This is a genomic window from Mycobacteroides saopaulense, from assembly GCF_001456355.1.
GTDB lineage: Bacteria > Actinomycetota > Actinomycetes > Mycobacteriales > Mycobacteriaceae > Mycobacterium > Mycobacterium saopaulense.
Genome location: NZ_CP010271.1, coordinates 1912059 through 1938156 on the forward strand (window position 1 = coordinate 1912059; position 26098 = coordinate 1938156).

Genomic DNA, 26098 nt, shown 5'->3' on the forward strand with positions numbered 1-26098 from the left:
TCAGCACGCTCTTACACACCGGTAAGTAACAATGTCGCGACACGGGAGGAACGATGAGCGGTCCACAGGGAACCGAACCTGGCGGACAGTGGGCGCCGCAACCTGGGCAAGGCCAAGAGCCCTGGCAGACACCGCAATCCTCAGATCCGGCGCAGCAGGGTGAGCAGGGGTGGCAGCAGCCCGCCTACGGTCAGGGACAGCAGTACCCGCAATACCAGCAGCCGGGTTTCCCGGCCGGTGGCTTTGGGGATCCGAGCCAGTTCGGTCAGCAGCCCGCCCAGCCGGGATTCGGCGAGCCGAGCCAGTTCGGTCAGCCGGGTGCCTACGGCCAGCCGGGACAGTACGGGCAGCAGGGCGCATACCCCGGCCAGTACGGGCAGCAGGGGCAGCCGTTCCCCCAGTTCGGCGCCGGCAAGCCGCAGCGGTCCACCAAGACCATCGCGATCATCGGCGGTATCGCCGCGGCCACGCTGATCCTGCTCGTGGTGCTGATCACCGCTTTCTTGGCTCCCGGTTGGGCCATGACCACCACCCTGGACGTCAACAAGGCCCAAGAGGGCGTGACCAAGGTTCTGACCGACGAGACCAACGGGTACGGCGCCAAGAACGTCAAGGACGTCAAGTGCAATGACGGCAACAACCCCGAGGTGAAGAAGGGCGCCACCTTCACCTGCGATGTCAGCATCGACGGCACCAAGCGTCAGGTCACCGTGACGTTCCAGAACGACAAGGGCACCTACGAGGTGGGCCGCCCCAAGTAATCCGCCTTTTCGAAAACCCCGAGTGTGCAGATCCACACTCGGGGTTTTTGTCGTCAGGGGAGCCCGTCGAGTGCCTTCTGCAGCCGGTTGATCGCCGACCCGATGCCCAACTCGACGCCCAGTGCGGCCACGCGCTGCGGATCGCGCGCCGTCAGTGGCAGCGCATCGCTGGCCCGATCGATTGTCACCGGCGCATCCACCGCCACCCGTACCACGGGTTCGGCGGCGCCGATGTAGTCCGTCGCGGCCTGTAACTTGGCGCGAACCGCTTTGGCCAGTCCGGATTTCGGATCATCAGCCGCCGTAAGGATGCCTGCCAGCGAGCCGTACTCGGCAAGAAGCCTGGCGGCGGTCTTCTCGCCCACACCCGCGACGCCGGGCAGGCCGTCGGACGGATCGCCGCGCAGCAAGGCCAGCTCCGCGTACGCCGCACCGGCTCGAGCGGCGGGCAAGCCGTACTGTTCGGCCACCTCGGTGGGGCCGAACAGCGTGGCCTTGGCGAATCCGCGACCCATGTAGAAGACCCGGACCGGCACCGGGGCCTCGGTGACGACCTGCAGCAGGTCACGATCGCCGCTGACGACGACGACAGGGTCACGACGTTCGGCCGCCGCCAGGGTGCCCAGTACGTCGTCGGCCTCGAAGCCCGGCGCGCCGGCAGACGCGATTCCAAACGCATCCAGCATGGCGGCGATCATGTCGACCTGGGGTGTCAGCTCATCGGGTACCTCCTCGACATCGACGGAAGCCGGCACCTCTTCCGCAACTCGATGCGCCTTGTACGACGGAATGGCCGCCACCCGCCATTGCGGGCGCCAGTCCAGGTCCAGACACACCACAAGCCGATGCGGCCGATGCAAGGTGATGAGCTGCGAGATGGTGTCCAGGAAGCCGCGGACGGCGTTCACCGGCCTGCCATCGGGTGCCTTGATGGAGTCGGGCACTCCGAAGTAGGAGCGGAACCAGAGGCTGGCGCCATCGAGGAGCAGGACGGGGCGTGCTTGGGCGGGGTCTTCGGACACGGCACCCAACCTATGCCAGATAGCCTGGACCGTATGGCAGCCCAGCGTTTCGAATCCGATGTGTACGCCGATCGCCTGCGACGTGCCGCCCGAGAGGCCGCGGCGGCCGGGGTGGCCGGGTTGGTGATCACACCCGGATACGACCTGAGATACCTCACCGGTTCGCGCGCGGAGACATTCGAGCGGCTCACCGCGTTGGTGGTGCCCGCCTCCGGCGCGCCGACCGTGATCACTCCGAGGATGGAGCTTGCGGCGCTGAAAGATTCGGCGATCGGCGACCTCGACATCCCGGTCAGCGATTGGGTCGACGGTGAGAACCCCTACGAGCTGGTACGCACGGCGTTGGGGACGACGGGAACGGTGGCGGTCACCGAGTCGATGCCCGCGCTGCACCTACTCCCGTTGGCGGAACTGATCGGGACAGTGCCCGTGCTGGCCACCGGAGTGCTGCGCAGGCTGCGCATGGTCAAGGACGCCTCCGAGATCGACGCACTGCGCAAGGCCGGGGCTGCCATCGACCGAGTGCACGCACTGGTTCCCGAGCTGCTGGTGCCGGGACGTACGGAGGCTCAGGTGTCCGCGGATATCGCTGAAGCGATTGTGGCCGAAGGCCATTCGGCGGTGGCCTTCATCATCGTCGGTTCCGGACCACACGGGGCCGACCCGCATCATGAGTGCTCGGATCGGGAGCTGCAGGTGGGGGACATTGTGGTGGTCGATATCGGCGGTAGCTACGAGCCGGGCTACAACTCCGACTGCACCCGTACCTACAGCATCGGCGACCCAGACCCCGATGTGGCGCAACGGATCTCGATCCTGGAGCAGGCTCAGCAGGCTGCGGTTCAGGCGGCCCGCCCCGGGGTGACCGCCGAATCCGTGGACGCCGCCGCGCGCCGTGTCCTGACCGAAGCCGGCATGGGCGAGGCGTTCGTGCACCGCACCGGGCACGGCATCGGGCTGTCGGTACACGAGGAGCCGTACATCGTGGAGGGCAACGATCTGATCCTGGAGCCGGGAATGGCCTTCAGCATCGAGCCCGGTGTGTATTTCCCGGGGCAGTGGGGCGCTCGGATCGAGGACATCGTCGTCGTCACCGAAAATGGTTGCGAATCGGTGAATTCGCGGCCACACGGCCTGACGGTTGTGCCTACTCGCTAGGAGTGTCGCCCCGGTTCAGCAGATCCGAGGAACCGAGCACCCGCTCGATCTTGACCTCGATGACCACGCGCTGAGGGTTGACGCGCGGGGTGCGGTAGCGCTGCGCGTAGCGCAACTCGGCATCGCGGACGGCTTCCTTGTCGGTGACAACCGTGGCTGAGCCCTCCAGTGAGAGCCAGCGTGCCCCGTCCACCTGACTCAGCACCGCGAGACCGCCGCGCTCGGCGTTGACGGCCTTCTGCGATCCACCGGTGGTGATCACCCGCGCGATATGCGTTGCGGGATCGAAGGTGAATCCGACGGCCACCACATGCGGGCTGTTGTCCTGCCGCAGGGTGGTGAGCATCGCCAGATGGCGCTCGGAGAGGAACGCCAGCGCATCGTCGGTAAGTCGGGTCGTAGGGGTGTTCGGCATCGGCTCTCACGCTAGCGCAGGACATAATCGCTGACGTGACCGACACGGTGCGACACTCCGGCAAGCTTGGGGATGAACCGCTTGCGGGAAGACCGTCGACGGTGGTGATTTTCGGTGGCCGTAGCGAAATCGGGGTGGAGGTAGCCACCCGACTGGCGCCAGGAAACACGGTGGTCCTGGCCGCGCGTCGGGCGGAGGACCTGCGTGAGGAGGAACAGCGGGTTCTCGATGCGGGCGCGATCGGCGTCGATCGCGTCGAGTTCGACGCGGCCCAGCTCGACAGTCATGAGTCGGTGCTGGCCTCCGTCATCGAGCGACACGGAGCCATCGACGTGGCGGTCGTCGCATTCGGGCTGTTGGGTGATCAGGCGCGGGCGGAGACCGATGCAGAGCATGCCGCCGCGATTGTGCATATCGACTACGTGGCGCAGATCGCGTTGCTGACCAGTCTGGCCGTGCGCATGCGCGGTGCCGGTCGCGGTGCTCTGGTGGTCTTCTCGTCGATCGCCGGATGGCGGGTGCGGCGGGCCAACTATGTGTACGGGTCGGCCAAGGCGGGGTTGGACGGTTTCGCGAACGGCCTCGCCGACGCGCTGCACGGATCCGGGGTCCGCTTGCTGATCGTTCGTCCGGGCTTCGTGATCGGCCGGATGGCGGCGGGTATGTCACCAGCCCCCTTGGCCAGCACCCCGCCCCAGGTGGCGCAGGCGACGGTGCGGGCGCTGCGTGGCGGAAAACGCACGGTGTGGGTTCCCGGGACGCTGGGCGCGCTCGCCTTCTTGATGCGGTGGGTACCGTCGTCGGTATGGCGCAGGATGCCGCGATGATTACCGTGGTCGGAATCGGTGCCGACGGCGTCGACGGGCTGTCGGTGCGATCTCGCCGTGAATTGCAACGCGCCTCAGTCATTTTCGGCTCGCTGCGCCAGCTCGAACTGCTGGCGCAGGAATCTCTGGTTGCCGAATGCCGGGTGTGGCCCTCGCCGCTGCTGCCCGCGTTGCCCACCATGTTCGACGGACTCGGCGACGTGCACGTACTCGCCAGCGGCGACCCCATGCTGCACGGTATCGGCACCACGCTGACCCGACTGTTCGGTGTGCAGCGGGTTCAGGTTCTCCCACATGTTTCCAGCGTGTCGCTGGCCTGTGCCCGAATGGGTTGGGCGGTGAACGATGTCGAGATCATCAGCCTGGTGAACGCGCCCGCCAAATCGGCCCGCAGGTACGGCGGGCGTGCGGTGGTGCTGAGTCGCAATGCCGATACCCCGGCGGAGCTGGCACGCACCCTGACCGCCTCTGCGCTGGGCGCCTCGCGATTGACGGTGTGGGAGCAGCTGGGTGGTGCGGCAGAACGTTCGTTCGGCGGCGTCGCCGGCGACTGGAACCATGTTCCCGGTGATGCGTTGAATGTCATTGCCGTCGAGTATGTTCCGGCTCAGGAGGTTGCGATCCTGCCCTTGGTCGCGGGGCTGCCCGAGAGCGTGTTCGAGCACGACGGTCAGATCACCAAGCGTGAGATCCGGGCGGTCACCCTGGCGTCATTGGCGCCGCGGCCCGGACAGCGGCTCTGGGACGTCGGCGCGGGATCCGGCAGCATCGCGGTCGAATGGTCCCGCAGCGGCGCCGGCTGTAGCGCCTCGGCCTTCGAGATCGACCCGTCACGGCGGGTCGCCATCGCGGCCAACGCGACGAAGTTCGGTGTCGATGTCGAGGTTCTCGATTCGGCTCCACAGGATTTCGAGCGGGCCACGGCGCCGGATGTGATCTTCGTCGGCGGCGGCGTGACTCAGCCCGGCCTGCTTGAGGCATGTTGGGAGCGGCTGCCGGGCGGCGGCCGGATGGTCGTCAACGCGGTGACGGCGGAATCCGAAGCGCTTCTTGTCCAATGGTATTCCCGACACGGGGGAGAGCTGCGCAGGTATCGCGTCGAGGATGCCTCCCCGCTGGGAGACTTCACCAGCTGGAGATCCCGGCTACCCGTCGTCCAATGGAGCGCCGACAAGCCATGACCGTCTACTTCATCGGCGCCGGACCGGGCGCCCCGGACCTGATCACGGTGCGCGGACAGCGGATCCTGCAGCGGTGCCCGGTGTGCCTGTACGCCGGCTCGATCATGCCGCGCGACCTGCTGGACGTGTGCCCGCCGGAGGCCAGGATCGTCGATACCGGGCCGATGACCCTCGATGCCATCATCGAGGAGATATCTGCCGCCGACGCCCAGGGATTGGATGTCGCGAGGCTGCATTCCGGTGATCCCTCGCTGTACAGTGCGGTCGCCGAGCAGTGCCGTCGGCTGGACGCGCTCGGCATCGGTCACGAGATCGTGCCGGGTGTCCCGGCCTTCGCCGCCGCGGCGGCGGCGCTGGGTGCCGAACTCACCGTTCCCGGCATCGCGCAGACGGTGACGATCACCCGAGTCTCGACATTGTCCACCGCGATGCCCGCGGGTGAGGATCTGCGGACCCTGGCCGCGCCGGGGGCGACCCTGGCGTTGCACCTGGCGGCGGCTCAGATCGACACCGTGGTAGCCGATCTCGTCGCCGGTGGATACCCGTCGGACACACCGGTCGCGGTGGTGGCCTATGCCAGCTGGCCTTCCGAGATCATTCTGCGCGGCACGCTTGCCGATATCGCGTCAAAAATGACGGCGTCCGGTGTGACTAAGACGGCGGTCATTTTCGTCGGCAAGGTACTTGCGGCAGAGGGGTTCACCGACAGCTATCTGTACTCGGCGGGACGACGGAGAGGGGCGTCGCACTAGTGGCAGCACCAAGGAAGATCCTGATCCTCGGCGGTTCGGCCGAGGCGCGTGAACTGGCCGAGCGGCTCGCGCCTCGATTCGATGTCACCACCTCGCTGGCCGGGCGAGTGCGGAATCCCGCGGTGCCGGCGGGCGCATTGCGCGTCGGGGGCTTCGGTGGCGAGGTGGGTCTACGGAAATGGTTGTCGGACAACGCCGTCGATGCGGTCATCGATGCCACCCACCCGTTCGCGGCGACGATCACCGAGAACGCTGTGGCGGCGTGCGACAGATTGGGCATCCCGCACCTGATCCTGCGCCGTCCACCCTGGCCGGCAGAAGACGCCACCGTGGTGTCCTCGGCGGCCGAGGCCAAGGACGCGGTGGTGGCGAGGGGCTTCTCGCGGGTGTTCCTGACCTCCGGCCGCTCCAGTATCGGGGCGTTCCTGTTCTCGGACGCCTGGTTCCTGATCCGGGTGGTGGAGCCGATGTCGGCCGATGAGTTGCCCGAACGGCACCACCTGCTGTTGTCGCGCGGGCCGTACACCGTTGCCGAGGAGACCGAACTCATGCGGCAGTACGAGATCGAGGTGCTGGTCACCAAGAACAGCGGCGGCACGATGACCTCGGCCAAGTTGGACGCTGCCGCAGCGCTGAATATCCCCGTCGTGATGATCGACCGGCCGGCTCTGCCGGAGCGCGTGTCCACGGTGTCCACCGTGGACGAGGCGCAACGGTGGGTTATTGAGCGGGATACCGCCGAGGTGTGAACACCTGAGGGCCGGATTCGGTGTCCTGCCACTGGGTCTGTGACGACCCGACGATCAGCAGGGTGCGCATGTCCACCACCGATGGGTCCAGCTCGCCCAGTGTCGTCACGTGCACGGATTCTCCCGAGCCGCCGACATCGCGTCCCACCACCACGGGAGTAGCCGGGGCGCGGTGTTCCAGCAGTACGTCGCGCATCGACGCGACCTGCCACGTGCGCGACTTCGAGGCGGGGTTGTACACGGCCAGCACCAGATCGGCCGCCGCCGCGGCACGCAACCGCGACTCGATGATGTCCCAGGGCTTGAGACGGTCGGACAGGGAGATCACGGCGTAGTCATGCCCCAGGGGAGCACCCACACGGCTGGCGACGGCCTGCGCCGCCGTCATCGCCGGAAGAACCCGCACCGTGACATCGGGCCAGGCCCGGGCCTCCTCCAACACCGCCGCGGCCATCGCGAACACCCCCGGGTCGCCGGATGAGACCACTGCCACCCGCCTGCCTCCGGCCGCAAGTTTGAAGGCGAGCTCGGCGCGCGCGGGTTCGTCACGGTTGTCGCTGGCGTGCCGAATCTGGCCGTCGCGGCAGGGAATCCGGTCCAGGTACGGACCGTAGCCGATGAGGTCGGTGGCCCGTGCCAGCTCCTGACGCACCTCGCTGGTGGTCCAATCGTGATGGCCGGGCCCCAGGCCGAGGACCGTCACCATCCCATCGGGCTCGGCTTCGGCGACCGGCTGTGCTCCGGGAACCAGAACCAGTGAGAAGTACGGAACCGAGGACGGATCGACGTCGGCCGCAGGAAGCACCCGCTGCCCGGACGTGCTGGCGCGTTCCACGTAGTAGGCGCGGTTCAGCAGGCCAGAGTTCTGAAGCGCCTGACGGACGGTGCCATAGGAGCGGCCCAGCTTCATGATGACCGCGGCATCGGAATCGCCGAGCCTGCGGGCGATCTCGTCGGCGGGCAGCGTGCCGGGGATGACGGTGAGGGTCTCGTCGCCCTCGACCAGGGGCGTCCCCGTAGCGGCCGAGGCGGCGCTGACCGAGGTCACGCCGGGGATGATCACCGCGTCGAACCTGTCGGTCAGGCGGCGATGCATATGCATGTACGAGCTGTAGAACAACGGGTCGCCCTCGGCGAGCAACGCCACGTTCCGGCCGGAATCCAGATGAGCGGCAATCCGATTCGCGGACTCTTCGTAGAAGTCGTCGATCGCACCGCGGTATCCACCCGGGTGGTCGGTGGTTTCGGTGGTGACCGGATAGACGAGATGCTCCTCGATTTGACCGGGCCGCAGATACGGTTCGGCAATCGAACGAGCGATGCTGCGGCCGTGCCGCGCGCTGTGGAACGCCACCACGTCGGCCTGGCCGATCACCCGTGCGGCCTTGACGGTCACCAGCTCGGGATCACCAGGGCCCAGCCCCACGCCCCACAGCACCCCGCGGGGTTTGTTCGGATCGGTCATGCTCCGTTAATCCTTATCGCTCGCAATCGCGTTCACCGCGGCGGCGGCCATCGCACTGCCTCCGCGTCGTCCCCGCACCAGTAGGTAGTCCATGCCGCGCGGCCGGTCGATCAGCTCTTGTTTGGACTGTGCCGAGCCGACGAATCCGACCGGACCGCCGAGGACCGACACCGGGGGAGCCACCCCGTCGTCGACGAGTTCGAGAATGCGGAACAGCGCGGTGGGGGCATTTCCGATAGCGGCAACCGATCCCGGTAGTCGATCAGCCCAAAGGTCCACGGCGGCAGCCGACCTGGTGGTTCCGGTGCGCTGCGCCAGGTCGGCGGCGCGTGGATCGGCGACCAGGGACACCACCTCGTTGTCGGCGGGCAGTCGCAGACGGGTGATTCCCGCCGCGACCATCGAGGAATCGCACAGAATCGGTGCACCCGCATCCAGGGCAGCCCGGGTGCGCGTCACCACATCGGCAGAGAAGGCGATCTCGCCGGGCAGATCGACCTGCCCACAGGTGTGTATGAGTCGGACCACCACACGCGCGACGTCGTCGGGGAACGCCGAGAGATCGGCCTCGGCCCTGATGGTCGCGAACGACTGCCGATAGATTTCGGCTCCGTCCCGTACGTAGTCCAGCACGCGCTAACCCTACGGGTGCCGATGCGCAATTCTTGAACCTGGCCCGCTCACCCCCGATAGCATCGGGCAATGAACGCCGTGCGGGGGACGGACCGGTGAGAGGCGCCGTGTTGCTCGCGGTGCTGGCCCTGCTCGGGGTGCTGACCGCGCCCGCACGGGCAATGGCCGAACCGTTGCCCGACTGCACGGCGGCATATGACCACCAGCTGCCGTCGTGGCAGTGCAGCGCCCGCTCATCCGATGCCAATCATCTCCAGGTGGTGGTGAGCCTGGCCGGCCGGGCGTCGACCTCGCCGGTCTATTCGCAGTCGACGGTGAAACTGCTGACCTCGGTGTCTGACAGTCGGGCCATCTACGAGGGCCGCGCGATCGGGCCCCCACATTGGGCGGATATCGACCGAGTAGGGCTCGATGAGCTGCTCTTGCCGGTTTCGGCCGGCACCGGTGGCACCGGTGGCACCGTATGGCGGGTATGGCACCAGGCCGACCGGGACCGAATTCTCGTCGACGCGGGAGAGCTGTTCGGTAAGACGATCACCGTTTCGGACGAGGGCTACATCGTGGACGTGTCGCCGGGAAACGGATACGGCGGAGCGGGTTTTCATCGTTTCGACGAGGGGCGATTGCACACCTACGCGAAGGTCGAATGGAACGACCGATCGGGCACATTCGAGTGTGCGCTGGCGCGATTGCCCGACGGAACAGCTCACGCGGATCTTTCGGTACTGAACATGGACGAGGTCCAGGCCCGCGATCACTTCTGCGGGGAGGCCGGAAGGTTGTTGGGAGCGACTTTTACCGAGCCAGTGGGCGATAGCCCAGCTCCGTTGCCACCAATACCTGGCCGTTAGCGGGGCTGCCGCAGGCGCGCGGGCAGCCGACCCAGTGCCGGTGCACCGGCGAATGAATACCGCTGGCGATCTCTTCGGCGACTTCGAGCCGCACGTCGGCGTGAACGTCGGTTCGTGAGCGTCCACACCCCGGCAACCCGGTGCACGAGCTGGCATTGAGCCAAGGGGAGCGCTCGTCGAAAACCAGGCCCAGGGGTGCCAGCACCCGCAGCACCGCATCGGCGTCCTCGTGGGGCAGATCGCATAGCAGTACCGACCGCCATGGGGTGATGACGAGGGGCTTTTCGGCGGCGGCCAGCAGCGCGGCCACCCGTGCGGGCAGTTGCCCGAGCGGAACGGCGGCACCCAGCGTCACCAACTCGCCGTCGGGATGCTGTTCGATCCATCCCACGGGCGCGTGCGGTCCGGATACGGCCTCGCCCGGGCCCGTGACCACTGTTGCGCCGATCGCCTCGGCAAGCGTCCGGGCGCCGGCCGGCAGCTCCCGGACGCGCCATGCGTCTCCCCGGATATCGACGAAGGTGTGCGCTGCCGCGAGCATGTGGTCGATGGCGGCGCCGGGTTCGGCGACGCACACGGAGGTGGCGTGGCCGTCGAGCAGCACGCGCCAGCCGCCGGGCTCGTGGACCAGCCCGATGTCGGCACCCATGGTCACCATGTCTGCTCGTCCGTCGTCGAGGCTGAACAGGAAGCGGCCCGGCAGGTCGGCGAGCGCGGAAGCTGAGATCAGCCCATGGTCGAGCGCGAGGACAAGCGGCCGCACATCGGGGAAGTCGCCGGCTCGCCCCGACAGCGGCGAGGCCACGATGTTGCGCACTCGTTCGTGGCTCGGCGACGGCAGCAGACCGGCGTCCGATAACAGGGTGCCCACCGCGTCCGCATCCCGGATCGACCGAAGCTGAACGTTGCCGCGGGACGTCAGCTCCAAAACGGGTGCGCCATGGCTGCCTGCTGCTGTGGCCAACGCGGCCAACTGCGCCGACGAGAGCATTCCGCCGGGCAGCCGGATGCGTGCCAGCGCTCCATCGGCCGCCTCATGTAACCGCAGCGCACCGGGGCACGCGTCGTCGGCGGTGCCTCGTGGTCTTCGCGCAAGCGGCTCGTCACCAGAGCGGGTCACCTACTCACCGTAGGACTACGGTACGAATGTCCTGTGAGCGATGCCCCGATCCTGATTCTGTCGACATCGGATACCGACCTGCTGAGCGCGCGCGCCAGCGGTGCGAACTATCGATGGGCCAACCCCTCTCGTATCCACGTCGATGACCTCCCGGACCTACTGAGCGGGATGGGTGCGGTGGTCGTCCGCCTGCTCGGTGGTCGTCGCGGCTGGGAAGAGGGCATCGATGCCGTCGTCGCCTCCGGAGTACCGGCCGTCGTGGTCTCCGGTGAACAGGCTCCCGACGCCGAGCTCATGGAGTGCTCCACGGTCCCGGGCGGTGTCGCCCTGCAGGTCCACCGCTATCTGGCCGAGGGCGGGACGACAAATCTGCAGCAACTGCACGCATTTCTCTCCGATACGGTCTTGATGACCGGTATCGGCTTTGAGCCGCCGGCGACCAACCCGGCCTGGGGTGTGCTGGAGCGTGACGGCGGAAATGCCGACGGACCCACGGTTGCGGTGCTGTTCTACCGCGCACAACAGCTGGCCGGTAACACCGGCTACATCGACGCTCTTTGTACTGCCATCGAAAACCTTGGCGGAAAGGCGCTTCCGGTGTTCTGCGCTTCGTTGCGTACCGCACCGCCCGAGCTTCTGGACACGCTCTCCGCTGCCGACGCCATGGTGGTCACCGTGCTGGCGGCCGGTGGTGCGACCCCCGCGTCGGCGGGGGCCGGGGGAGCCGACGACGAGTGGAACGTCGCCCACCTCGCGGCACTGGACATCCCGATTCTGCAGGGGCTGTGCCTGACCAGTCCCCGGGAGGATTGGGACGCCAACGACGACGGCATGAGCCCGTTGGATGTCGCCACTCAGGTTGCCGTGCCGGAGTTCGACGGACGCATCATCACCGTGCCGTTCTCGTTCAAGGAGATCGACGGGGACGGGCTCATCACATACGTGCCCGACGCCGAGCGCTGCGCACGGGTGGCGGGTATCGCCTTGCGGTACGCGAAGCTTCGCTCGATACCCGCGGGTGAGCGCCGGATCGCTGTGGTCTTCTCGGCCTATCCCACCAAGCACGCGAGAATCGGCAACGCGGTAGGGCTGGACACCCCCGCCAGCGCGGTCGCACTGCTGACCGCGATGCGGGGGGCGGGCTACAACGTGGGGGCGGACGGCGATATCCCCGGATTGCCCGTAACCGGCAGGCCTGCCGCGGACGGAGACGGAGACACCCTGGTGCACGCGCTCATCGAGCGAGGCGGCCAGGACCCGGACTGGCTCACCGCGGACCAGTTGGCGGGCAACCCGATTCGCGTGTCGGCGCGTCAATATCGGGAGTGGTTCTCCCGGCTGGCGCCGGGGCTCGCCGAGCAGGTCGTCGAGCACTGGGGTCCGGCGCCCGGGGAACTGTTCGTGGATACCAGCGCCAACCCCGACGGCGATATTGTGATTGCTGCATTACAAGCAGGCAACGTCGTGCTGCTGGTGCAGCCACCCCGGGGATTCGGTGAGAATCCGGTAGCCATTTACCACGACCCCGACCTGCCGCCGAGTCACCATTACCTTGCGGCGTACCGCTGGTTGTCGGCGCCGCGCGAGGAGGGCGGCTTCGGCGCTGATGCGTTGGTGCATCTGGGCAAGCACGGCAACCTCGAATGGTTGCCCGGAAAAACCGTTGGGCTGTCGGCTGATTGCGCCACCGATGCCGCGATAGGAGACCTGCCGCTCATCTATCCGTTCCTGGTCAACGATCCGGGTGAGGGCACGCAGGCAAAACGGCGCGCGCACGCCACCCTGGTCGATCATCTCATCCCGCCCATGGCGCGTGCTGAAACATATGGTGACATAGCGCGTTTGGAGCAACTGCTGGATGAGCACGCGAACATCTCGGCGCTTGACCCCGCCAAACTGCCGGCTATCCGCCAACAGATCTGGACGCTGATGCGGGCAGCCAAGATGGATCACGATCTGGGACTCGAGGAGCGTCCCGACGAGGATGTCTTCGACGACATGCTGCTGCACGTCGACGGATGGCTGTGTGAGATCAAGGATGTGCAGATCCGCGACGGTCTGCACATCCTGGGCAGCGCTCCGCAGGGACGGGCCCAGGTCGATCTGGTGCTGTCGATCCTGCGGGCCCGTCAGATGTGGGCCGGGGAGCAGTCGGTGCCCGGATTGCGGCAGGCGCTCGGCCTGGCCGAGGACGGAACGGACGATCGTGCGCGGGTGGATGAGATTGATGAGCAAGCACATTCGCTGCTGACTGCATTACAGGCCACCGGCTGGAATTCCGGGTCCGTTGACGATCTCACCGAGGATGCCCAGGTCGCACAGATCCTCCGGTTCGCGGCCACCGAGGTGGTTCCCCGTCTCGACGGCACCAACGGCGAGATCGACTCCGTCCTGCGCGCGCTGGACGGGCGGTTCATCGAGGCCGGGCCCTCCGGCTCGCCACTGCGCGGACTCGTCAACGTGTTGCCGACCGGACGCAATTTCTATTCGGTTGATCCCAAGGCGGTTCCGTCGAAGTTGGCCTGGGAGACGGGCCAGGCCATGGCCGACTCGCTGCTGGAGCGATACCGCACCGACTATGGCGACTGGCCGCGATCGGTCGGGCTATCGATCTGGGGAACCTCCGCAATGCGGACCTCGGGAGATGACATCGCCGAAGTGCTTGCGCTCCTGGGTGTTCGACCGGTGTGGGATGACGCCTCCCGGCGGGTGGTGAGCCTGGAAGCCATCTCGCTGGCAGAACTGCGGCGTCCGCGGATCGATGTGACCGTGCGTATCTCCGGATTCTTCCGCGACGCCTTCCCGCATGTGGTGACCATGCTGGACGACGCCGTCGCGCTGGCGGCCGGTCTCGACGAACCCGCCGAGCAAAACTATCTGCGCGCGCACGCCGAGATCGACCGCGCCGAGCACGGCGATTGGCGACGCGCGACCATGCGCATCTTCGGTTCCAAGCCGGGAACCTACGGTGCCGGACTCCTCCAGCTGATCGACAGCCAAAACTGGCGTAACGATTCAGATTTGGAGCAGGTCTACACCGCGTGGGGCGGGTTTGCCTATGGTCGTGGACTCGACGGCGCAGCAGCGAGCGAAGACATGCGCCACCAGTATCGCCGGATCGCGGTGGCGGCCAAGAACACCGATACCCGTGAACATGACATCGCCGACTCTGACGACTACTTCCAGTACCACGGTGGCATGGTCGCCGCAGTGCGGGCGCTCACCGGTAAGGCTCCGGCGGCGTACATCGGCGACAACACCCGGCCGGACGCCGTGCGAACCCGCACGCTATCTGAAGAAACCACAAGGGTTTTCCGTGCGCGTGTGGTCAACCCGCGGTGGCTCGAGGCGATGCGCCGTCACGGCTACAAGGGCGCCTTTGAAATGGCTGCCACCGTCGACTACCTCTTCGGATACGACGCCACCGCCAATGTGATGGCCGACTGGATGTACGAGCAGCTGACCAACAGCTATGTGCTCGACGAGCAGAACCGCAAGTTCATGCAGCAGTCCAACCCATGGGCGCTTCACGGTATCGCGGAGAGGTTGCTGGAGGCGGCCAGTCGGGGGCTGTGGGAGAAGCCGGATCAGCAAGTTCTGGATGATTTGCGGTCAGTGTTCTTGGAAACCGAAGGCGAGCTGGAGTCGTAGCATCGGAGCATGGCCCAGGACAACCACTTGGACATCGGCACGGTGGCAGTGGGCCGGTACATCCTGTTGACCACATTCACCAAAGACGGTGTCCCCAAACCGACTCCCATGTGGTTCGTCACCGAGGGCGACGAGCTGCTGATGACGACCGGTGGCGACTCCTGGAAGATCAAGAGGATCAGGCACAGCCCCGCGGTGACGGTGGCCGTGTGTACGCAGGGCGGCCGGGTGATCAGCCCGACCGCGCAGGCCACTGCCGCGGTGGTCGAGGAGCCCGCCTCCGTCGAGCGCATCCGCACGGCGGTGCTGAAACGGTATGGGTTGTTCGGCAGGCTCGCGGCCGCGCTGCACTCCCGTCGTGGGGGTTCCAGGGTCGGTATCTCGGTGACGCTGGGCGCGCCGGAATCGCCCTGACATCCCTAGACTCGTCGGCATGGGTGTGAACCTCCCGGTGCCGACCTTCGACGAAGTCTGTGCCGCCAAGTACGTCTTGCTGACCACCTACACCAAGGATGGTCGCGCCAAACCCGCGGCGGTGTGGGCGGCGCCGGAGAACGGTGAGCTGCTGGTATGGACCGAGACGAACTCCTGGAAGGTGCGGCGCATCCGCAACACCGCGCGGGTGTCGCTGGCGGTCTGCGATGTCCGCGGCAAGGTTCGCAGCGGCGAGATCGAGGGAACCGCGCGGGTCCTGGATACTGACGGCACCGAGCGAGCCCGCGCCGCGATCACCCGCAAATACGGCCTGGTCGGGTGGGTCTTGGTGAAGGCGAGCCTGCTGCGCCGGGGCGCGGGAGGCACCATCGGGCTGGCCATCACGGCCTGATCCGGGAACCCGGCAGCGGTTCGGCGCGTTGACCCGATATGTGGCGAGGCCTGTTTCTGATCTATGTGATCGTCGAGGTGTGCGCCCTGGTGGCGCTGACCTCGGCCGTGGGCATCGGCTGGACCATCATCGCCTTCGCGGCGGCCTTCTTCGCAGGCCTTGTGCTGGCCGGTTCGCAGGCTCGGCGCTCGCTTGAGCAACTGCGCCGGGGAGGGAAATCCCCAGGCGGAGCCGTAGCGGATGGCGCGCTGATCGCACTCGGAACGGTCGCGGTGGTGATTCCGGGGCTGGTGTCCTCGGTCGTCGGACTGCTGTTGCTGCTGCCGCCGACGCGCGCCCTGCTACGGCCGGTGCTGACTTTGGTCGCGGCGCGGCAGTTGAGTCGGCGTGCACCCCTGATCACGGTCATACCCGCCGGATACGGCGCATATCAGAGCACCCGGACCCGGTCGAACGCCTTTGACTACATCGACGGTGAGGTCGTCGACGTCGACGAGGACCCCGCCGGGCAGGCCTCGAGATCCCGCTTCGGTCGCGACCTGCCCGCATAGACGTCGTCTAAACCCGGCAGAATTACCGAGTGCAGACTCCTCACACGGGCGGCTCATCGGGGCGGGACGCTCTTCGCCCCAGCGGCTCATCGCACCTGCTCGTCAACGCGCGCGTGCACAGCCCGTCCCACCCGGCGGCAACCGCGATGGCCGTGACCGGCGACGTCATCAGCTGGATCGGCGAGGACGACCTCGGCCGCGCGGAGTTCCCGGATGCCGAAGTCGTCGACCTGGAGGGGGCATTTGTCGCTCCGGCATTCGTCGACGCCCACGTTCATGTCACCGCCCTCGGACTGTCCATCATCGGACTGGATCTGTCCGACGTGACCTCGCGCGAACGGTGCTTGGCCCGGCTGACCGCATACGCCGGTGAGCACGACGACACGGTGATCTGGGGGCACGGCTGGGACGAATCGCGCTGGCCGGATCGAGCGCCGTTGACCACTGCCGACCTCGACGGTGCCGCACCTGGCCGCGCCGTCTACCTCTCCCGTATCGACGTGCACTCGGCCGCGGTCTCGACGGCACTTCGGCGACAGGTGCCCGGGCTTGCCGAGGCCACCGGCTTCCATCCCGAACATCCGCTGGCCGGTGCCGCTCATCATGCGGCGCGCTCGTACGCGCGCGGTGCTCTTTCGGTCAACGGGCGGGCCAGGGCACGGCGTGCGGCCCTCGACCGCGCGGCATCACTTGGCCTGGTCTCGGTGCACGAATGCGGAGGGCCCGAGATCGGCGGCCTGGAGGACTTCCGTGAGCTGTTGGCCACCGAACATGGGGTGCAGGTCACCGGATACTGGGGCGAGGCGGCCCGTGACGCCGATCATGTCCGTGAGCTCATGGCCGCGACGGGTGCCGCAGGCCTGGCCGGCGACCTCTTTGTCGATGGCGCGCTGGGATCGCACACCGCCTGGTTGCAGGAGCCGTATCACGATGCACCGCACACCTGCGGCATCAGCCATCTGGACGCCGAAACGGTTGAAACACACCTGGACTCGTGCACGCAGGTAGGAGTGACGGCGGGATTCCACGTGATCGGGGATGCCGCGGTCACCCAGGTGATAGATGCGCTGGACCGCGTCGCGGAAAGCCACGGTGTACCGGCAGTGGCCCGGTGCGGCCATCGTCTGGAGCACCTCGAAATGATCTCGGCCGCACAGGCCGAGCGGCTCGGTCGTCTGGGGGTGATCGCCAGCGTGCAGCCGGCCTTCGACGCGCTCTGGGGTGGGCCGGACGGCATGTACGCCGATCGACTCGGTGTTGATCGAGGTACCCAGCTAAACCCGCTGGCGCTGTTAGCATCCCAAGGCGTGCCCCTCGCGTTCGGTTCCGATGCCCCCGTCACACCCATCGATCCGTGGGTGGCGGTACGGGCGGCGGCCCATCACCGCACCGCAAGTAGCTCCGTCTCGGTCCGTGCGGCATTCAGTGCGGCGACTCGAGGAGGCTGGCGCGCACAGGGAATTCACGACGGTGCGACCGGCACACTGACCCCGGGAGCGCTTGCCAGCTACGCAATCTGGGAGACAGGGGATCTGACCATCAACACCAGCCAACCGGGCGTTCAGCGCTGGTCCACCGACCCGCGCTCACGCGTCCCGGCTCTGCCGGATCTCTCGGACGCCGCCGTGCTTCCCACCTGTCTCCGAACCGTGCACCGGGGCAAGGTGATCCATGGCTGACGACACTGTCGACGAGTCGGTTGACGAGATTGTCGATGAGGGCGCGGCAGATCTCGACGAGTCGGCCGACGCTCCGGAAGGCGACGAGCCGCAGGCCGAGTCCGGCCCCTCGCGGAGTGCGGTCTTCGCGGCAGCGGCAGGGGCGCGCGCCCTGGCCTTTGGTCAGGCCTGGATGCGTGCGGCCCCCCGGCAGGGCGCGGCCGTGCTCGGAGGCCTCGCAATGTGTGCCAGCTTCCCTCCGTGGGGCTTCTGGTGGGCAGCGTTTCCCGCGCTGTCGATTCTGGGACTGGTGCTGTGGTCGCCGAAGTCCACGCTGCGCGGCGGGTTGGGATACGGGCTGCTGTTCGGTCTCGCGTTCTTCGTCCCGCTGCTGCCCTGGACCGGCCAGCTCGTCGGTGTGTTCCCGTGGCTGGCGCTGTCCCTTCTGTGCGCCATTTGGGTGGCCCTTTTCGGTGTACTGGCGGTGGCCGTGCGCAACCTGCCCGGCTGGCCGTTGTGGTTCGCCGCCGTCTGGGCGGCCACGGAATGGGGTCGCGCGAGCGTTCCCTTTGGTGGCTTCCCTTGGGGCCGGATCGCTTTCGGGCAGGGCGATAGTCCGATGTTGAGTCTGGCGCGATACGGGGGAGCGCCCCTGGTGTCCTTCGCGGTGGCGCTGGGTGCCTTCGCGGTGACCGCGCTGGGCATTGAGATGTACCGGTGGTGGCGCAGCCCGTCCGTGGGCCCGGACGGTGCCCGGCCGGTGCCCTCGGTGCTGCTGCCCGGCGCCTGTGTCTGCCTGGTCCTGTTCGCGATGGCCGTCAGCTGGCAGCAGGTCCGGCACGCGAGCCACGGTGCGACCGACGGACGCACCGTCACCGTCGCGGCCATCCAGGGCAATGTGCCCCGCCTCGGCCTGGACTTCAACGCGCAGCGGCGCGCCGTACTGGACTACCACGTCAAGGAAACCCTCCTGCTGGCCCAGGACGTCAAGGCCGGGAAGGCTCCCGCGCCGCAGTTCGTGGTGTGGCCGGAGAACTCCTCCGATATCGATCCGATCCGCAATGCCGATGCGGCCGAGGCCATCAACGAGGCCGCGCAGGCCATCGGGGTGCCTATCCTTGTCGGCGGGGTGCTGCGGCATCCGGACTCCACTGCCGAGCAGCCCAAGTCGATCAATTCGATCATCGTGTGGGATCCGAACACGGGCCCCGGTGAACGCCACGACAAGCAGATCGTGCAACCGTTCGGCGAGTACCTGCCGTGGCGGAGCTTCTTCGCGCACTTCTCCAAGTACGCCGACCGTGCGGGATATTTCGTCCCCGGCGACGGCAACGGCGTGGTTACCGCGGGCGGAGTCAAGATCGGCGTCGCCACCTGCTGGGAGGTGCTCTTCGACAGGGCACTGCGGCAGTCCACCATGAATGGTGCGGAGATTCTTACCGTACCCAGCAACAACGCCCTGTTCGGTAGCGCGATGAGCGAGCAGCAGCTGGCCATCTCCAAGGTGCGGGCTGTCGAGCACGACCGGGAGGTCATCGTCGTCGGCACCACCGGGATCAGCGCCTTCGTGTCTCCCGACGGGGTCGACGCAGGCCGCACCAAGTTCTTCGAGCCGGCCTACATCGACATGCAGGTGCGACTGCACAATGACCTGACACCGGCCACACAATGGGGCCCCTGGGTCGAATGGGCGCTTGCTCTGATCGCCGGACTGGCCGTCCTGGCCTCGGCTGGCCTGGCGATACTGCACAATGGAGGGCTGAAGAGGCCGAAACCTGAGGTAGAACCGGCCTCACCGATTAAGGAGACCTGACCGGAGTGGATCCCGTGACCGAACGTCCGAGCGCCCGGACCCTGGTGATCATTCCGACGTACAACGAGCGGGAGAATCTCCCGCTGATCCTTGGTCGGTTGCACAAGGCGCAACCCGATGTGCACGTGCTGATCGTCGACGACGGCAGCCCGGACGGCACCGGCGAACTGGCCGACGAGGCCGCGCTGGCCGATCCCGACCGCGTGCACGTGATGCACCGCAAGGAGAAGGGCGGCCTCGGTGCCGCCTACATCGCGGGCTTCGGTTGGGGCCTGGCACGTCAGTACTCGGTGTTGGTGGAGATGGATGCCGATGGCAGTCATGCCCCCGAGCAGCTGTCCCGACTGCTCGACGCCGTGGACGCCGGAGCGGATCTGGCGATCGGCTCTCGCTATGTGCCCGGCGGAACCGTGGTCAACTGGCCGTGGCGGCGGTTGGTGCTGTCCCGCAGCGCCAACGTCTATGCCCGGTTGGTGTTGGGCGTCAAACCCCACGACATCACCGCGGGCTACCGCGCGTACCGGCGTGAGGTGCTCGAAAAGCTGGACTTGGCCGCCGTCGAGTCGCACGGCTACTGCTTCCAGATCGACCTGACATTGCGGACCATCGCGCACGGTTTCGAGGTCGCCGAGGTGCCGATCACCTTCACGGAGCGTGCGATCGGTGAATCCAAGATGAGCGGTTCGATCATCAACGAGGCCCTGGTCAAGGTGACCAAGTGGGGTGTGCGAAGCCGACTGGACCGGGCTCGCGGCGTCAATCGCTGACGTGCTCAGCTCTCACGCATTGCGGGCCATCAGCCCGCCGTCGACGGGGATGACCGTGCCGGTGAGATAGGACGCGACCGGTAGGCACACGCTCAATGTCACGTGTGCGACCTCCTCGGCGCGGCCATAACGACGCAGTGCGGTGCGTCGACGGGCGTAGGTGTCCTTGTCCTCAGCGGAGATCGCGGCGGTCATCGCGGTGTCGATGGGGCCCGGGCAGATGCAGTTCACCGTGATCCCGTCGCGTCCCAGGTCGACGGCCAAGCTTCTGGTCAGACCCGCCAGGCCGGATTTGGCTGCGACGTAAGGGCTGTCGTACGGCGTGGCGCCGAGGGCCTCGGTCGAGGCGATGTTCACCACGCGCGGGGCAGGGGAGTCACGCAGGAAGGGAAGCGCCGCGCGGACAATCCGTTGTGGTGCGGTCAGGTGGACGGCCAACGATCGGTCCCAGGTCTCGCCGTAATCGGGGTCGTCGAGCGACCGGAACGCCGCGAAACCGGCGTTGTTCACCACGATGTCGAGCCGGCCGAATCGTTCGGCGACGGCGGTGACGACCTCGCTGATCTGTGCGCCGTCGGTGACATCCAGCGCCCACGGCACTGCCGCGTCGCCGATCTCGTCGGCGACCGCCTTCGCGTCCGCCAAACGCAGATCGGTGACGGCGACATATGCGCCGTCCTCGGCGAAAACCCGCGCTGTGGCCTTCCCCATGCCGCTCGCGGCGCCGGTGATCAGCACGGCCGAGCCCGCTACTGACCTAGCGGCCGCACTCATAGGGGTGGGCGACTAACCGCGACGACGGCCCTTGATCAGTTCCAGACGCTCTTTGAGCAGCTCGTCGAGCTCTTCGACGCTGCGGCGCTCCAAGAGCATGTCCCAGTGGGTACGCGGGGGCTTGACCTTCTTGGGCTCGGGCACATCGCCGTCGAGCAGGGTGCCCTCCATGCCGTTGCGGCATGCCCAGTTCGCCGGGATTTCGGCGTCGTGGGCGAAGGGGACGTCGAACTCCTCACCGTTCTCGGTGCGGTAGCGGGCCATACGGCGAGGCGCCAGGTCGTGGTCACGATCGGTTTCGTAGCTGACGGCGCCGAGCCGGCTGCCTCGTAGAACACGATCTGCCATGTGTACTTCTCCTCTATCACTGCGCGGTATTCACTGCGGGTCGGTGACCGTACATCCCGCGCTTACATTGCTGGTGGCTATTCAAGTCAACGCCGTACCCGCGGGATTAGTTCCCTGTTCATGCAGGTTGTGGCCCTCATTATAGGGCGTCAACCCTGATCTGAGCGCCACCGCTACGCATCCGAGACGTGTGGCGGCCGCACGTGCTGCTATCCGGTGCGCTGTGCGGTGGTAATGGCTGCCCGACCGTCGACGGGTGAGCGGCCGGCGTACGTGGGTGCGTAGTGCTGCAACAGTTCGAGGGTGGTCAGGTGCCGGCCGCACTGGAATCCATGGGTGGTAAGCAGCGCATCGGCGTCGCCGGCGGTGAGGCCGGTCAGGTAGGGCTCCCCGAACCGTGCTGCCGCCTCGGTCCACAGCCGGGCGCGAACGGACTTGCCGCCCCCGGCGACGACGGTGGTGTCGAGGTAGTCGAATACCAGCCGACTGCCGGGTGCGCAGACCGTTGCGAGATCGGCGAGTGTCGCATCAAGTGCTTGCTGGGTGAGGTACGCGGTCACACCGAGCCAGATGATCAGGCTCGGCCGAGTGGGATCGAAGCCACTGGCGAGCAGCCGTTCGCGGAGCACGTCGTGTTCGAAATCGCAAGGTACCCAGACGATCTGATCGTTGTTCTCGGCAGAGAGCAGCCCCTCCACGACGGCGCGTTTGTCCGCCTGGGTGGTGGGGGCGTCGACTTCGAAGATCTTGACGTGGCGGTGCGCGGCCCGGCGCAGCGTGGTGGTGTCGAATCCGGCGCCCAGCAGCACGATCTGATCGACACCGTCCTTGACGGCGGATTCCAGGACATCGTCGGTATAACGCACACGCAATACCAAGAAAAAATGTCCCGCGGCGCCGAATACAGATTTCAGTAATCCGATGAAGCCACGGGCTACCAATGGGTGGATCAAACCGGCCCGCAACAAGGGGTCGCGGACGAAATGCCGCGAATACGGATCGTCGAGAAGACGCCGACTTGGCGGCTGCAACGTTTCTGCCGCGCGCTGAGCGGCGCACGATTGCGCCGTAAAACTCGCGCGGCGATCAAGGCGGCGACTTTTCACGCGTAGGTCTCCGAATCTGGGGGTCGACAATTACCAATTCTGCAATTTCTATACAAAGATTTCTGTTTTATGCCTGGCGTGCGCCTGTCGTCGAACGAATTAGTGCCGGGTCCGTTTCTCGCAATGCGCGGCACGGTACTCGCATGGGCCACCAGAACCACCGGCCGAGCAGGGTCGCGATGGAGGGAATGACGAGTGAGCGGACGATCAGCGTGTCGAGCAGGAGTCCGACGCCGACGGTGGTGCCGATCTGTGCGAGGGTGCTGGAATAGCCGGCGATCAACGCGAACATCGTGAAACCGAAGATCAAACCGGCGGTGGTGACCACGCTGCCGGTTCCCACCATGGAGCGAATGATGCCGGTCTTGATTCCGGCGCGGAGCTCTTCCTTGAACCGGGCGACCAGTAGCAGGTTGTAATCCGCGCCGACGGCGACAAGAAATATGAAGGAACACGGTGCCACCGCCCAGTGCAGTGGCAGACCGACGCCGTGCTGCCAGATCGCCACACTGAGACCCCACGCCGAAAGGAAGGACAGCCCCACGGTGCCGACGACGGCGACCGCGGCGACGAAGCTGCGCAGCAGCAGCAGGACGACGCAGAACACGAATGCGAACGCCGCCACGGCGCTGGTGATGAAGTCCTCCCTGGCGAATGCGGCGATGTTGAGCAGTGTGCCTCCGGCCCCGCCGATGCTCACCTGGCTCCCGCCGAGCGAGGTGCCCTTGAGGGCGGACTTGGCCGCGGGGATGATCTTTGCGCTGTAATCCATGCTCTCTCTGCTGAACGAGTTCACGTCGCCCATGACGAGCATTCGGGTGATCTTGCCGTCCGGTGAGAAGAACACGGACAGGGCGGACTGGAACAACGGGGACTCGAACGCCTGACTGGGCAGGAAGAAATACCCACTCGGGTCGCCCTTCATATAGGTGTCGGCGATCTCCCGCAGGAACTGGGTGACCTCGTTCATCTGTACGAGCAGCGAGTCCGCCATGCCACGGATCGGAGTGAGAGTTTGTTGCGCGTCGGCCAGGAAGCGGTCCAGTAGCCGGACCTGCGCCACCAGATTCGGCAACGACTCGGAGGCGACACGGGACGCGTCCACCAGATCTTCGAACTTGCGCCCTCCGGCCTGGTTGAGTCCGTCGAGAACGGCCAGACCGGTGAGCGCGGTGTTGCAGGGCAGCAGCTGCTTGCAGTCGGGGACCATATCGACCAGCTGGCCTGCCGTATCGATACCGGCCGCGAGCATGGGCTGCATCTCGTTGTGGATGCTCTTCGCCGTCTTCAACAGGTCGATGAGGCGCGCTCGGGTGGCCTGGCCTGCGCCGCCGGGAAGTTCGACAGCGCGTTGGGTGACCTGGAGGTCCTTGAGGACCACCTTCACGCCCACGGAGAGCTGATCGATCTGACCGGTGATTCTGGCGATGCCGTTGAGCTGGGTGCTGACCATCTCCGCTATTTGGGACATTCGTTCACCGATGTATCCGCCCTGGTAGGTCAGGGTTCCCTGGGGTAGCGGAGATATCAGCGGCCGCGTGATGCCCTGCACCGCTTGGACACCGTCCACGCTGTAGACGGCATTGGTCAGCTTCGCCAGTGCGATCAGGTCGGCGGAGTTGCGCATGTCGTGGTCGGACTCGACGAAGAGCAGGTTCGGGTTCAACAGATTGGGCGGTAGGTGCCGATCCGCGGCGTCCAGTCCGAGGTTCGCCTCGGTGTTGGCCGGTTGTGCCGCGCGTTCGTTGTAGCTGATGACGTACGTCGGCAAGACCAGAATCGCGAGTGCGAGCACGGCGAGGCTGCCCGCGAGTACGGGGCCGGGCCAGCGGACCACATGTGTGGCGATGCGCCGCCAGCGCCGGATGGCGCGGTCTCCACGCGGCTCGTAGAGCCCGAGCCTGCAGCCGATTGCGAGTAGCGCGGGGCCGAGGGTCAACGCCGCCGCCAGCGCGGTGAGGATGCCGATGGTGCAGGGCAGACCGGAGGTGGAGAAGGCCGCGAGTCTGGTGAGGGTCATGCACGCGGTCGCGCCCGCCACGGTCAGCCCCGACGCGAAGATGATGCGTTGCACGCTCGACAGTGCGGTGTAGTAGGCGGTGGTTGGGTCCTGGCCCGCCCGTCGTGCCTCCTGATATCTGCCGAGCAGGAAGATCCCATAGTCCGTCCCCGCACCCAGCACGATGCCGGCCAACAGACTCGAGGCGAATATGGAGATGCCGATGATTCCGCGTTCACCCAGCAGCGCGACGATCGGACGGGCGGTCACCAGAGCGACCGCCACGACCAGCAGCGGCATCGATGCGGTGAACAGCGACCGGTAGGTCAACGACATGATGATCGTGATGCAGATCGCGCACGCGACGATGATCGGCAGGATCGATCGGTTGATCGCGAGCAGTTCGTCGTTCACGACCGCAGACGGACCGGTCACGTAGATCTTGACCCCATCGGGGGGTGGGTAGGCCTTGACGATGTCGCGCACCGCTTGGGTGGATTCCATGGCCAGCGCAGTGCCCATGTTTCCGGCGAGATTGAGGTAGCTGAAAGAGGCCTTCCGATCCTGGCTTTCGAAGGCCGGGGCGAACGACGGGTCGGACCACAGATCGATCGTGGTGACGACGTGCTTCTTGTCGGCCTTGAACTTCTCCATCAGGTCGGCGTAATAGCCGTGCATCTCCGCGCCGAACGGTTTGTCTCCTTCGGCCAGCACCGCGACGAAGTTGTTGGTGCCGCCATTGCCGAAGTACTTGCCCATGTTGGAGAGTGCCTGCACCGACGAGGCCTCGTCGGGCAGGAAGGACAGGGCGTGCCCTTCGATCACCTTTTCCAGTTGGGGCCCTGCAGCATTGAGGCCGCACGCGAGCAGCACCCACAGCACGACGATGGGTATGGATAGCCCGTACAGCAGCCTGGCGTAGAGCGGTCTGTGCTGTTCGGTGCCGGTACCGGCGTAAGTCTCGCGGCGGAACGGCACGGAGAACTCGTTGCGTACTCGCCCACCGAATGCTCGCGATCGATCGGAGAATCCGGCGCGGTCGCCGGGTGTGGCTATGGGTCCGGTATCTGCTTCGCTCTCATCCTTTTTCATGCGACTTGCACCTTGCAGCTGGCGATGCCGCCACTGGCGGTTGCGACTTGTTCGTCGCGGACCTTGCCGTTGACGGTGATCCTGCATCCGACGCCGGAGCTGTTGGATTGCACGACCATGCTGGTCACGAGCGAAGGTTCCACGGTTCGCAGTGCCTCCTGCCATGGCAGGACCGTGTTGACGTTTTGGTTGTGTCCGTCGTCGTCGAGATAGGACACCGTCGCCGGAGTTCCGTCGGGCCCGACCGCCTCGTACTGGATCGTTCGTTCGGACAGCGTGCCCAACGTGGGGAGGCGGCTCACCGTCCCCGCGGCCTCGTCCGGGATCTCACTCGAGCGCAGTTTGAGGATGAACAACGCCGCGACGGTAAGCACCGCCAGCACAACGAGATACACCCAGGCGTTTCTCATTGAGCTACTTCTGAGGGGATCAACAAAGTCATCTGAAACACCCTTCGTGTTGCCAATCAGACGGGTACAGTCCGAACTCCACGGAATGACACGGCAGGCACGGCATCGTTAGTGGTCAAGATGATTCCAGATGAGCTCACACTGTCTCGCTATTTCGGAAAAAGTTCCA

General features: G+C 66.4%; 24 protein-coding genes. 14 read left to right on the forward strand and 10 right to left on the reverse strand.

The window, feature by feature from the left end; all coding sequences use genetic code 11:
• Positions 1–53 precede the first annotated feature (53 nt).
• Positions 54–761 carry a DUF4333 domain-containing protein gene (locus MYCSP_RS09530; RefSeq protein WP_070910843.1) on the forward strand — a complete coding sequence of 236 codons (708 nt, stop codon included), beginning with the start codon at positions 54–56 and terminating at the stop codon, positions 759–761.
• Between the two features lie 53 nt (positions 762–814).
• Here the strand turns inward: MYCSP_RS09530 and MYCSP_RS09535 are convergent, their stop codons facing one another.
• Entirely contained in the window at positions 815–1750 is a 936-nt protein-coding gene (locus MYCSP_RS09535) for a 5'-3' exonuclease (protein WP_083018344.1), read from the reverse strand.
• Positions 1751–1816: 66 nt separating this feature from the next.
• Between MYCSP_RS09535 and MYCSP_RS09540 the strand changes: the two genes are divergently transcribed.
• Complete coding sequence (locus MYCSP_RS09540; protein WP_088413673.1) at positions 1817–2941, forward strand: M24 family metallopeptidase; 1125 nt, start codon at positions 1817–1819, stop codon at positions 2939–2941.
• On the opposite strand, the gene MYCSP_RS09545 is transcribed toward MYCSP_RS09540, so the two are convergent.
• Positions 2931–3356, reverse strand: coding sequence for a F420-dependent biliverdin reductase (locus MYCSP_RS09545; protein ID WP_070910842.1), 426 nt, complete (start codon positions 3354–3356; stop codon positions 2931–2933). The genes MYCSP_RS09540 and MYCSP_RS09545 overlap by 11 nt on opposite strands.
• Before the next feature lie 101 nt (positions 3357–3457).
• Here MYCSP_RS09545 and MYCSP_RS09550 point away from each other — a divergent pair, with 101 nt between their 5' ends.
• Genes MYCSP_RS09550 through MYCSP_RS09565 form a run of 4 tightly spaced genes read left to right on the forward strand, consistent with a single transcriptional unit; the run spans position 3458 to position 6865 of the window.
• Complete coding sequence (locus tag MYCSP_RS09550; RefSeq protein ID WP_083018341.1) at positions 3458–4183, forward strand: SDR family NAD(P)-dependent oxidoreductase; 726 nt, start codon at positions 3458–3460, stop codon at positions 4181–4183.
• On the forward strand, positions 4162–5364 hold the full coding sequence (gene cbiE, locus MYCSP_RS09555) for a precorrin-6y C5,15-methyltransferase (decarboxylating) subunit CbiE (RefSeq protein WP_088413675.1): 1203 nt from the start codon (positions 4162–4164) through the stop codon (positions 5362–5364). The genes MYCSP_RS09550 and cbiE overlap by 22 nt, the downstream gene beginning before the upstream one ends.
• The gene (cobM, locus tag MYCSP_RS09560) at positions 5361–6116 is read left to right on the forward strand and encodes a precorrin-4 C(11)-methyltransferase (protein WP_083018292.1); all 756 of its coding nucleotides are present in this window, start codon (positions 5361–5363) and stop codon (positions 6114–6116) included. Before cbiE ends, cobM begins: the two co-directional genes overlap by 4 nt.
• Before the next feature lie 20 nt (positions 6117–6136).
• A complete protein-coding gene (locus tag MYCSP_RS09565; RefSeq protein WP_088415548.1) occupies positions 6137–6865 on the forward strand; it encodes a cobalt-precorrin-6A reductase in 729 nt (242 codons plus the stop codon).
• Here MYCSP_RS09565 and MYCSP_RS09570 read toward each other — a convergent pair.
• Together MYCSP_RS09570 and MYCSP_RS09575 are read right to left on the reverse strand one after the other, a co-directional pair.
• Positions 6837–8330, reverse strand: a complete 1494-nt coding sequence (locus tag MYCSP_RS09570) for a precorrin-2 C(20)-methyltransferase (RefSeq protein WP_088413676.1) — start codon at positions 8328–8330, stop codon at positions 6837–6839. The genes MYCSP_RS09565 and MYCSP_RS09570 overlap by 29 nt on opposite strands.
• Before the next feature lie 6 nt (positions 8331–8336).
• The gene (locus MYCSP_RS09575; protein WP_070910838.1) at positions 8337–8963 is read right to left on the reverse strand and encodes a precorrin-8X methylmutase; all 627 of its coding nucleotides are present in this window, start codon (positions 8961–8963) and stop codon (positions 8337–8339) included.
• A gap of 95 nt (positions 8964–9058) precedes the next feature.
• On the opposite strand from MYCSP_RS09575, the gene MYCSP_RS09580 reads away from it, so the two are divergent.
• Positions 9059–9814: a hypothetical protein gene (locus MYCSP_RS09580; protein ID WP_157886167.1), complete on the forward strand. Its 756-nt coding sequence runs from the start codon at positions 9059–9061 to the stop codon at positions 9812–9814.
• On the opposite strand, the gene cobG is transcribed toward MYCSP_RS09580, so the two are convergent.
• Positions 9759–10934 (reverse strand): precorrin-3B synthase, encoded by a 1176-nt coding sequence (gene cobG / locus MYCSP_RS09585; RefSeq protein ID WP_088413678.1) that lies wholly within the window; start codon positions 10932–10934, stop codon positions 9759–9761. The two genes, MYCSP_RS09580 and cobG, sit on opposite strands and share 56 nt — an antisense overlap.
• A gap of 33 nt (positions 10935–10967) precedes the next feature.
• On the opposite strand from cobG, the gene cobN reads away from it, so the two are divergent.
• The 7 genes from cobN to MYCSP_RS09620 all read left to right on the forward strand — a co-directional run bounded on the left by cobN (position 10968) and on the right by MYCSP_RS09620 (position 20200).
• On the forward strand, positions 10968–14585 hold the full coding sequence (gene cobN / locus MYCSP_RS09590) for a cobaltochelatase subunit CobN (RefSeq protein WP_088413679.1): 3618 nt from the start codon (positions 10968–10970) through the stop codon (positions 14583–14585).
• Positions 14586–14594: 9 nt separating this feature from the next.
• Positions 14595–14999, forward strand: coding sequence for a PPOX class F420-dependent oxidoreductase (locus MYCSP_RS09595; RefSeq protein ID WP_083018281.1), 405 nt, complete (start codon positions 14595–14597; stop codon positions 14997–14999).
• A 19-nt stretch (positions 15000–15018) separates the two neighbouring features.
• Positions 15019–15411 carry a PPOX class F420-dependent oxidoreductase gene (locus MYCSP_RS09600; protein ID WP_070910833.1) on the forward strand — a complete coding sequence of 131 codons (393 nt, stop codon included), beginning with the start codon at positions 15019–15021 and terminating at the stop codon, positions 15409–15411.
• Positions 15412–15449: 38 nt separating this feature from the next.
• On the forward strand, positions 15450–15962 hold the full coding sequence (locus MYCSP_RS09605; protein WP_088413680.1) for an FxsA family protein: 513 nt from the start codon (positions 15450–15452) through the stop codon (positions 15960–15962).
• Positions 15963–16108: 146 nt separating this feature from the next.
• Entirely contained in the window at positions 16109–17641 is a 1533-nt protein-coding gene (locus tag MYCSP_RS09610) for an amidohydrolase (RefSeq protein ID WP_165757494.1), read from the forward strand.
• Positions 17634–19433 (forward strand): apolipoprotein N-acyltransferase, encoded by a 1800-nt coding sequence (lnt, locus tag MYCSP_RS09615; protein ID WP_088413681.1) that lies wholly within the window; start codon positions 17634–17636, stop codon positions 19431–19433. The genes MYCSP_RS09610 and lnt overlap by 8 nt, the downstream gene beginning before the upstream one ends.
• Positions 19434–19438: 5 nt before the next feature.
• Positions 19439–20200: a polyprenol monophosphomannose synthase gene (locus MYCSP_RS09620; RefSeq protein WP_070910830.1), complete on the forward strand. Its 762-nt coding sequence runs from the start codon at positions 19439–19441 to the stop codon at positions 20198–20200.
• A gap of 12 nt (positions 20201–20212) precedes the next feature.
• Here MYCSP_RS09620 and MYCSP_RS09625 read toward each other — a convergent pair whose 3' ends face one another.
• From MYCSP_RS09625 to MYCSP_RS09645, 5 genes are all read right to left on the reverse strand, one after another.
• On the reverse strand, positions 20213–20974 hold the full coding sequence (locus MYCSP_RS09625) for an SDR family NAD(P)-dependent oxidoreductase (protein ID WP_088413682.1): 762 nt from the start codon (positions 20972–20974) through the stop codon (positions 20213–20215).
• Between the two features lie 12 nt (positions 20975–20986).
• Positions 20987–21322: an RNA polymerase-binding protein RbpA gene (locus MYCSP_RS09630; RefSeq protein WP_070910828.1), complete on the reverse strand. Its 336-nt coding sequence runs from the start codon at positions 21320–21322 to the stop codon at positions 20987–20989.
• A 209-nt stretch (positions 21323–21531) separates the two neighbouring features.
• Positions 21532–22428 carry a class I SAM-dependent methyltransferase gene (locus MYCSP_RS09635; protein ID WP_083018274.1) on the reverse strand — a complete coding sequence of 299 codons (897 nt, stop codon included), beginning with the start codon at positions 22426–22428 and terminating at the stop codon, positions 21532–21534.
• Positions 22429–22495: 67 nt separating this feature from the next.
• Positions 22496–25519, reverse strand: coding sequence for an MMPL/RND family transporter (locus MYCSP_RS09640; RefSeq protein WP_088413683.1), 3024 nt, complete (start codon positions 25517–25519; stop codon positions 22496–22498).
• The gene (locus tag MYCSP_RS09645) at positions 25516–25914 is read right to left on the reverse strand and encodes an MmpS family transport accessory protein (RefSeq protein WP_083018337.1); all 399 of its coding nucleotides are present in this window, start codon (positions 25912–25914) and stop codon (positions 25516–25518) included. Before MYCSP_RS09645 ends, MYCSP_RS09640 begins: the two co-directional genes overlap by 4 nt.
• Positions 25915–26098 lie beyond the last annotated feature (184 nt).